The 9804-nt window shown below is 44.5% G+C and carries 2 protein-coding genes; both read right to left on the bottom strand.

Translation table 11 applies throughout. The annotated features are described in order from the left end of the window. Nucleotides 1-75: 75 nt before the first annotated feature. Nucleotides 76-1614 (bottom strand): glycoside hydrolase family 43 protein, encoded by a 1539-nt coding sequence (locus Q3W56_RS01660; protein WP_302894265.1) that lies wholly within the window; start codon nt 1612-1614, stop codon nt 76-78. Nucleotides 1615-1934: 320 nt separating this feature from the next. Continuing rightward, complete coding sequence (locus Q3W56_RS01665) at nt 1935-9761, bottom strand: non-ribosomal peptide synthetase (protein WP_302894266.1); 7827 nt, start codon at nt 9759-9761, stop codon at nt 1935-1937. Nucleotides 9762-9804 lie beyond the last annotated feature (43 nt).

Here is a 9804-nt window from a genome sequence, read left to right on the forward strand (position 1 = left end):
CTCCTTCATCTGTCTTTACGGTATTAGAAAAATCTGTTCTGTCTCATTTTATATTTACAAACAAAAGGTTTTCTCCTATCTTTGCGTAAACTGCCAGTAATCAAAATTAAACAAGTTTCCTGTACCAGTTCCGGTAAATACAAAGAATACGTTGTGAATACCGGCTGCGCCGCTTACCGCAGTTTCTATTTCTCTCCAAGATTGCGTTCCGCCTGTGGAAGGGACATTCAAGGTTCCGACAAGCTTACCGTTTGCACTATCGAGACGCACTTCTATTTTTCCGCCTCCAGCCGATGCTACATTTGCTTTAAACGTCCTGGCACCGCCTGACCCGAATTCTGCATTTCCTACAGCAATCCAGTCTCCGTTATGAATGTTTGTGACATGTTGATTATTGACCGGCCCGCCGGGTGCTAAGGATGCCACTGTCAAACTCCGTCCGTTCCAGGCAAACGTTTCCGCTTCTACCCGGTTATATGGATTCAAGTTGGATAGCTGTTTGACACCTGCAAAATTTGCCGCTACCTCTTGCAGGGAGCCATCTGGATTATGCACAAGCTTATTAATATGGGGAGAGCGATATCCTTTGCCGGCCCCGTAAAGAGCGGAGCTGACAGTTTGAGTATGATACACCACATACCACTCGTTTTTAAAATTGAAAACAGCATGGTGATTGTTCCCGCCACCTCCGAAAAATGCTCCCGGATTTTTCAGAAAGTGCCCTCTATACGAAAAAGAATCCATAGGACTTGAGCTGGTCATATAGCCGATCTCACCTGGAGGTTTATCGGCCGGGTGCGCGCCCCCGAAATTGATACAATAGGAATAGTAATATTTTCCGTTATACTTATGCATTCCCGGATCTTCAAACATAAAAGGCGCATCAATCGTAGATGCACTTCCGGCAACACTGGTCATATCAGGCCCTAATTTCATGACTCTTGCTGTTTTAGGATTGGCCCATTGCCCCTGCGTGGGATTAGAACCGCCCGGAACGCCTCCGCCGGCATATAGGTAACCGGTACCATCATCATCTACGAATACTGCCGGATCAAAAAGCCATACAACACCGGACATTCCTGGCGTATTTGGCGTTACCAGCGCTTTTCCGATCGGATCTGTCCATGGGCCGGTCGGGCTGTCTGCGGTGAGAACCCCGATACCTCCGCCGCCGTTTGCGAAATAAAGGAAAAATTTATCTTTACCATTGATCTTTTTCACCGCGGCTGACGGGGCCCATGATGCTCCTGCCCATTTAGCAATCCCCCGGCCGCCATTCGCCCCATTGGCACCCGCTACAGGAATCGCTCCGTGATCTGTCCAGTTCACCATATCTGCTGAAGAAATGACGAATATTTTATTCAAATTGGCAAATGAATTATCCTTAATCGTTCCGTCGCTATTATATTCATAGTCATAGCTTGACATATAGATGTAGACTCTTCCGTTATAGGTAAGCGCAAACGGATCTGCTCCCAAATGATGGTCTATAAGCGGGTTTGAATTCCCTGCATGTTTTGCAATTGTAGTACTGGCAGCATACGCAGACTTCCCAGTGAAGCAATTCAATAATAAAGCAAGGACCCATAAACATACGCTACACTTTTTACACATAACTTAACACTCCTCCTTTTTCTTTAAAATTGGGGGTCTTTTAACATTTGATGACAAATTGTAGTACCGGCAGCAAAAGCAGACTCCGCAGATAAGCAACTCAATAATAAAGCTAGAACCCATAAACATACGCTAACTTTTTTCTAATAACTTGACATCCTTCTTTTTCCTTAAAATGGATGATTTTTTTACCATTTGATGACAACTGGTCATGAAGAACGCTTCTAGAGTAAGCCTTGCAAACACAGGAGTATTACTCTCGCCTTTTTAATAAAAAACGCCGCTGACTGCCAGGCCAGCGGCGTTTTACACTTGATCATTTACATTTTGTCAAACTTTGCGTCTCCCGCAAACGATCCCATTGACAGTTGTTCATCAAGAATAAGTCCTTGACGATGCCGTTCTTCAATCCTTTTGATAATAGATCGAATTGCGTCCACATTTTCTTCGATATTATGAGGTTCAAAGATCGTCACATGGTCTCCTTTTAATTTGTACTCAAGGTAATGCTGTATAGTTGATTGCGTCCATCCTCTATCAGTCAAATCGCCACACAACAAATGATGTATGTTGGCGTTAACGGCGCCGGTATTGATCAGTTCATTGTGATACGCAAGATAGCTTCTGATTTTATCCTTAATCGAAGGAAGGGTTAATATGTCTTGGTAGTAGTCTGGAATAATATCCATATTCAAATGGACGATCTCATCAATTTCCGTTTCCGATAAATGCGTAACCGAAACGGTGATTTTAGAATCAAGCATGATCACATCTGATACGACGCGCTCTCGCTTCTCCAAGGCTTTGGCAACCTCAAAAGCTAAATTCGATCCCGAAGAATAACCAAGCAAAACAAAAGGCCCTTCTTCTTGAATACCTATCATACTTTCTGCATACAGGTCAACGATCTCTTTCTCATAAGACGGCTCTTCTAAGAAATCAGCGGCATAGACGGTGCAGCTACCATCAAGTCTTTTCCCCATTTCATTATAAACCAGCCCATACCCGATTAAAGGCGGGAAACAGAACACAGGGATTGAACCGTTCTGATTCATCTTGACGAATACGTTATCCGTCTTGGACTCGAACACCGCGGCTTGAATGGCGCGTGCCATTGTTTCGATGGTAGGAAAATCGTATACGGCTTGATAATGCATTTTGATTCCCATACTGGCGTTAATTTGATGAATAACTTGCAAAACTTTGAGTGAATGGCCGCCCACGTCAAAGAAATTATCTTTAATCCCCGGGTCAGTGAGACCTAAAATGTTCTTCCAAATCTCGGCCAGCTGCTTTTCAATTAACGTTTCGGGTGCTGCGTATTCGGTCCCGGTGAGCCTATTTCCCTTAGGAGCCGGCAAAGCTTTCCAGTCGATTTTTCCATTAGCGGTTATCGGCATCTTCTCTACTTGTACAAAATAGGCTGGAATCATATACGCGGGCAGTTTGTTCAGCAAATGCCGCTTCAGCTGCGCCGTATTGAATGATTCGTCTCCTGTCAAGTAGGCGCACAGCTGCTTGGAGCCCTCTTCTTCAATCGCGATGACGACCGCTTCTTTGACAGATTCCAGTTGCAATAAAGCTGTTTCGATCTCGCCGAGTTCAATCCGGTAGCCCCGGATTTTCACCTGATGATCAATTCTTCCCAAATACTCGATATTGCCGTCAGGCAGCCATCGGGCGACATCTCCCGTTTTGTACATTTTTTCGCCTGGGGCAAATGGGTGTTCAACAAATTTCTCTGCCGTTAATTCCGGGCGGTTCAAATATCCTCTAGCCAGTCCCTCTCCTGCAACATAGAGCTCTCCCGGTATGCCCATTACCTGAATGCGTTGATATTCGTCCAAAATATACGCTTGCAGGGTAGGAATAGGTTGTCCGATGTTGCTTCTGCCCTCGCCGATTTCTCGTTCCGTGATTTCTTTATATGTGACATGAACGGTGGTTTCCGTGATGCCGTACATATTGATTAATTGCGTTAAAGGATATTTAATCTTCCAGTCTTTCAAGAAGGATGGATTTAACGCCTCTCCGCCAAATATGATTTTTCGGATGTTTAAATTGGATTCTGAATATGCTCTCTCCTCCTGCATCAGTTGGTAGAAATAACTTGGCGTTTGATTTAAAATTGTCACTGCTTCCGACTTTAACAATTGCAAATACCTTTCGGGGTTTTTTGTTGTTTGTTTCGGAACAATCACTAATTTGCCCCCATGCAGCAGTGCTCCGTACATTTCCCACACTGAAAAATCAAAGCAGAAGGAATGGAACAAGGTCCATGTGTCCGATGCGTTAAAATCAAAAAGGTTTTTGTTATTAAATAATAGACGGACCACATTTTTATGTTCAATGAGCGTTCCTTTCGGATTCCCCGTTGTTCCTGATGTATAGATGACGTAGGCTAATTGATTTGGGGCTGTCCTTAGATTGAGATTGGATGCTTCGGCGTCGTATGATGACGGATCGTCAAGGAAGACAGCATGACTTTGATAAGCGGTACATTTTAGAAGATGATTTTGCAATAATAATATAGAGACGTTAGAATCTTCAAGCATATAATGGATGCGTTCTTCCGGATATTCCGGATCGATCGGTACATAAACCCCTCCCGCTTTCAAAATAGCGAGGATGCCTAACACCATCTCCGGTGAACGTTCCGCCATAATGCCAACAAGCTGCTCAGCCTGAAGTCCTTTGGCGACCAAAGTTCGGGCCAACTGATTAGCGCGTTCATTTAATGCCCGATACGTCAGCTTCTGATCTTCAAAAACAATCGCTACTTGCTCCGGCGTTCGCTCCGCTTGTTCCTCAAACAATTGATGAATCGTCTTTTTGTTTGGATACTCGGCCGCCGTATCGTTAAACTTGTCTATTAGGAGAGATCGTTCATCCGCTGTTACTATATTCAGTTCTTGGACGCGAGTTTCCTGATCGTCCGCCATTTGCTTAATGATTTGCATGAAATGCGCCTGCATCCGTTCGACACATGCTTGATCATAAATATCACGATTGTATACAAAACGAATTTCAATTTCTCCGGCCGGCATAACTATAAAAGTAAAATCGTAATGTGTATGTTCTTCCATATGAAAATCGATAATGTCTAATGCTTTGTCATCCTGCTTCATATGTTCTATTTGTTTCTCGACCGGGTAATTCTCAAATACCATAATATGATTGATCAACTGCTGCTTTTGCTCAGTTTGAGCCTGAATTTCATACAACGGAAATGTATCGTATGCTTGAGAAGCCAGTGCCTGCTCCTGGTTCATTTTCAATACTTGTGCAGCTGTCATTTCAGGTTGCGTATGAATACGTACGGGAATGGTATTGATAAATAAACCGACCATAGTTTCAATTCCCGGGATTTCTGCCGGCCGGCCGGATACGACAGTGCCGAAAACGACATCCTGACTCCCGTTATATCTTTGCAGCAATAAGCCCCATGCGGTTTGTATCCATGTATTGAGCGTGACTTGATGGTGGCTTGCGGCCCGTTTGATCTCATCTGTGAGCTGCTTTCCTAAACGAAACGCATGCTCTCCTTTTTCGTATCCTTTCGGCTGGTTGGAGGATTGTTCTTGTAACAAAACAGTTTGCCCTTCATAGCCTTCCAAATAATCACGCCAATAGGCTGCTGCCTGCTTGTGATCTTTTTTATCCAGCCATTCGATATATCGGCTGTATGGAGTGACGGCTCCCCGCTTCGGCTGCCTCCGCTCAAGAATCGCATAATAGGTTTCAAACACTTCTTTCGTAACAAGAGGCAAACACCAGCCATCCATTAAAATATGATGAAAGCTCCATATCAACCGCGCTCGGTCTTCCTCAGTCCGCAGGATCGATACGCGCATTAAAGCATCTCGGGTGAGATTGAATCCTCGCGCCTTATCTCTTCTCGCAAAATCGGCAATAAACTCGCTGCGTTGATGACTGTTCATGCTGCGAATATCTTCAACGACAGTTTCAATCTGCTTTTGCCGGAATACAATCTGCAAAGGCTGATCTTTCCATTCTGTATAAAAAAGAGTTCGAAGAATGTCATATCTTTCGGCCAGCTGCACCAAGCTCATCCTAAATGCCTCGATATCCAAGAAACCTTTCAGATCAAAAGCGGCTTGTTCAAAGTAAGCTTCGGAAGCCGAATCGATCAAGCTATGGAACAACATTCCTTTCTGCATAGGGGTTAATGGGTATATATTTTCAATTTCACCAAGGTGATGTGTTTGTTGCACAAATTGATCTAGTTCACCGATCGTTATATCTTCAAATGAAATATCGCTTGGCGTCAGGTGAATTTGATCTTGAGCATCACAATGTTCGATGACTTGCTGCAAACTGCTTTTTAAGAGAGCGGCACAGGCTTCCATTGTTTCTCTTTGATATTGTTTACCGCAATAACTGATTGCCAACGACAATTGACCGTTTGAAATCATGCCATTGATATCAAGTGCATAGGTTATGGGGCGCTTGTCACTGACTGTTTTCCCGCTTGAGTAAGGAGATACCTCCATCCTGCCGTTTCGGAAATCTTGATCAAATTGACCCAAATAATTGAAACTGATTTCCGGCTGTCCGGTAAATTCGGAAGCCTTCGGGTGATCGGACAAATACTTAATCAGGCCATAACCTATTCCTTTTTGCGGGATCTTACGCAAATTTTCTTTCACTGTTTTAATCCGCTGCGAGATATCCTGGTCTGCATTAATTTGGAGCGAAACCGGGTATAGGCTTGTGAACCATCCCACCGTACGTGAAATATCAAGGTCTTGAAAAATAGATTCTCTGCCGTGTCCTTCCAGATGAATGAGAATGTCTTCATAACCGGTCCAACGATGAATAGCCGTTCCAAGTCCGGTCAGCAATAAATCGTTAATGTCAGTCGTATAGGCCCGGTTAGATTTTTTTAATAAAGATTCGGTTTCTTCCGCCGTCCATTGGACGATGATCGTTTCCCGGTCTTCGGCCAGACCGGTCTCCTGTTCTTTGTCCTTTGGCAATGTATGTTGCGGGTTATGTTTCTGCCCGAACCAGTATTGATTTTCTGCTTCGAATTCCTGACTTTCTGCATAACGTTTCAATTGTTCAGCCCATAAAAGGTATGAGTCTGTTTTCTTCGGAAGCCGGATCGCTTCGCCGTTTTGAAGCTGCTCATAAGCTGCTGCAATATCCTCAAGTAAAATCCTCCACGATACGCCATCGACGACCAAATGATGAATCGCAATCAGCAAATGATCTCCATCCTGACATTGAAACAATCCCAGTTTCATGAGCGGACCTTCGGCTAAATGGATGGATTGCTGAATGTCATTGGAGATCGTTTCTATCGTTTGGGCAGGGTTGTTTTCTCCAAGTAAGGAGAACACTTCAAGGCTGAATAAATCTCCTTCATCGATCCCCCGGTTTCGGGCTTGGTATCCATGTTCTGTCGGAACATAAACCATACGTAAAGCATCGTGATGCTCAGCAATCTTCTTCATGACTTTGCGAAGCTTCGATTCATCCAATTTCTCTTTCCAGCAAAGCATGATGGATTGGTTATAATGATGCAAATCCGGATATTGCTGGGCGAAAAACCAATGCTGAATCGGTGTCAGAAGCGACCGGCCTTTAATTTCTCCTTGTTCAGCAATTCGGATGACCGGCTCTGCAAAAGGAACAACCCCAGCGATCGTCGGATGCTTGAACAAGTGTTTGATGTCAAGCTTATACCCTGATTGATATAAGCTTGATGTCACTTGAATCGACTTAATTGAATCTCCCCCCAGCTCAAAGAAATGATCGTCGATTCCGACGCGTTCTGCGCCTAATACCGACTCCCACACTCCAGCTAGGATTTTTTCCAGTTCTGTCCGCGGAGCTGTATAGGTATTGCCCGTGAGATTTCCTGTTGGAACAGGCAGTGCCTGACGATCTATTTTTCCGTTGGAAGTAAGCGGCATCGCTTTCAGCTGTACGAAATAAGCAGGTATCATATAGTCCGGAAGCTGCCGGGACAGATGTTCCCGGATCTCACCTGCGGTTAAAGAATGCTGTGCCGTATAATAGGCGCACAAAGATGTTTCCCCGTTGGTTTCTTGTGCAATAACGAGGGCTTCTTGAATCGGCGGTATATGAAAAAATGCGGCTTCGACTTCACCGATTTCAATGCGGTAACCGCGGATTTTTACCTGGTGGTCGATCCTTCCGAGGTATTCGATATTACCGTCCGGCAGCCGCCTGGCCAAGTCTCCCGTCCGGTACATTTTCCCCTCCGGTACAAAGGGATGCCGCAGAAACCTTTCCGCTGTTAATTCCGGCCGGTTCAAATAACCTCTGGCAATGCCGTCCCCGCTGATATAAATTTCTCCCGGGACGCCGATTGGCACCGGCTTCATGCTCTTATCCAGTACATAAATGTTCATATTGTCCGCAGCGGTTCCGATCGGCACTGATTCACGTCTGTCGTTTTGCGGATCAAAGGAATAAATCATACAGCCGACGACTGTCTCTGTAGGGCCGTATTCGTTAAAGATTTCGATTCTGCCGCCGAATTGTCCGCTGATATTTTGGGCGAGACGCGTGCTTAAATTGTCGCCGCCAACAATTAATTTCCGAATGGTGCACTCAGGAGAGATGTTCATTTCTTTTAATAACTGCAAATGAGCCGGGGTTAATTTGATAATATCCACCCTCGGATCCTGCACAATGGAATAAAGCAAGGCCGCCCTGTTTTCTCCTCCGTAGACAATAATGGCATTGCCGGTAATAAGCGGAGTAAAAACAGACGTTACCGTTAGATCAAAAGCGATGGACGAGTATAGAGGAAAGTTGGTTTTTTCTCCTTTGACATATACCCTGCGGGCCCACCAAATATAATTGGTTAAGCCTTGATGCTCAATTGCCACACCTTTAGGCTTGCCTGTGGAACCCGACGTATAGATGACATAGGCCAAATCCTTCGTACTGCTGATCGGTTCAAGGTAAGAGCCGTCTTCGTGGTAAGAACTTTCCTCATCGATGAAAACCATTGTGCCCGTAAGTTCCAATTGCTTTCGGAGATGGCTCTGCGTCAAGACGATATCAGCTTGGGAGTCATCTACTATATACTGTATGCGATGCTTCGGATAATCCGGATCAATTGGCACATAGGCACCGCCCGCTTTTAATACGGCCAGTATTCCAACTACCACCTCAACGTTATGATCGCTGATGATGGCTGCGAGCCGATCTGTCCGCATGCCCTTGGCTCTCAACGTTCGGGCTAATTGATTGGCACGTTCATTGAGCTGACGATACGTGAATTGTTTTTCTCCGCAAATAATGGCGGCTTGATCGGGTGTTCGTTTCATCTGTTCTTCGAATAACTGATAGATCGTCTTATCTCGCGGATATTCAGTTTTCGTATGGTGATAGTCAACGAGAAATGTATTAGTCTCCGCTTCAGACAAAATATTTACTTCACCGAGAGTGAGGTCCGACTGAAATAACATGATAGAAAATAGACGGTTTAAATGCCCGATTACCTGCATCATATACTGACGATCATAGGCTTGTTCATTAAAAAATAACTTTACATCAATCGAGTCTTCCTCCATAGCAAACTGAAATAAGGCATCTGAAGCAGCCGTTTCTATGAAACGCTTAGAATGAATTTGCTCTAATGAAACAACCGTATGGATGATTGGCAAATGATTTGTATTGTAGTCCAGTCGCAGCTGTCCGGCCATTATATCAAAGGGAACGTCCTGATATAGGATCGCTTCGTCCAGCGTATGTTTCAGTTCATGGAATATAGATTTAAACGTACTGTCGGCATTTATATTTTGTTTGATTAACATGAGCTGATCTAAACGAAGATCTTCATCAGTTTCGTCTTCAAAGGTTGGAACCCCTGTAATTACACCCTCTTCCCCCGTGTATTTGTACAATAGGGACTCAATTCCGATCAGGAGTATCAGATAGACGGCCATTGGCGTTTGATTCGTCATGGTCAGGATGCGCCGTGATACATCTGAACTCAATGAACTGTGAATACAGTCAGATGCACTCGATACATCACGCTTTAATGTTGAGTCGGACACTTGAAACGAAGGGAATGCACTGGGGCGGTCTTCCGTGTGAAACATGTGGCCCCAGAACAACTCCTGTTGTTTGAATTCTGACATTCATATCCCTCCAGTTGGTTTCATTCCTGTTTTTAAGGCGGCT

The sequence above is a fragment of the Bacillus sp. C28GYM-DRY-1 genome (assembly GCF_030519405.1).
Taxonomy (GTDB): domain Bacteria; phylum Bacillota; class Bacilli; order Bacillales; family Bacillaceae; genus Bacillus; species Bacillus spizizenii_A.

Excerpts from the sequence above, each read along its gene's own strand:
- Q3W56_RS01665 (WP_302894266.1), bottom strand. The coding sequence starts at position 9,761 with ATGTCAGAATTCAAACAACAGGAGTTGTTCTGGGGCCACATGTTTCAC.
- Q3W56_RS01660 (WP_302894265.1), bottom strand. The coding sequence starts at position 1,614 with ATGTGTAAAAAGTGTAGCGTATGTTTATGGGTCCTTGCTTTATTATTG.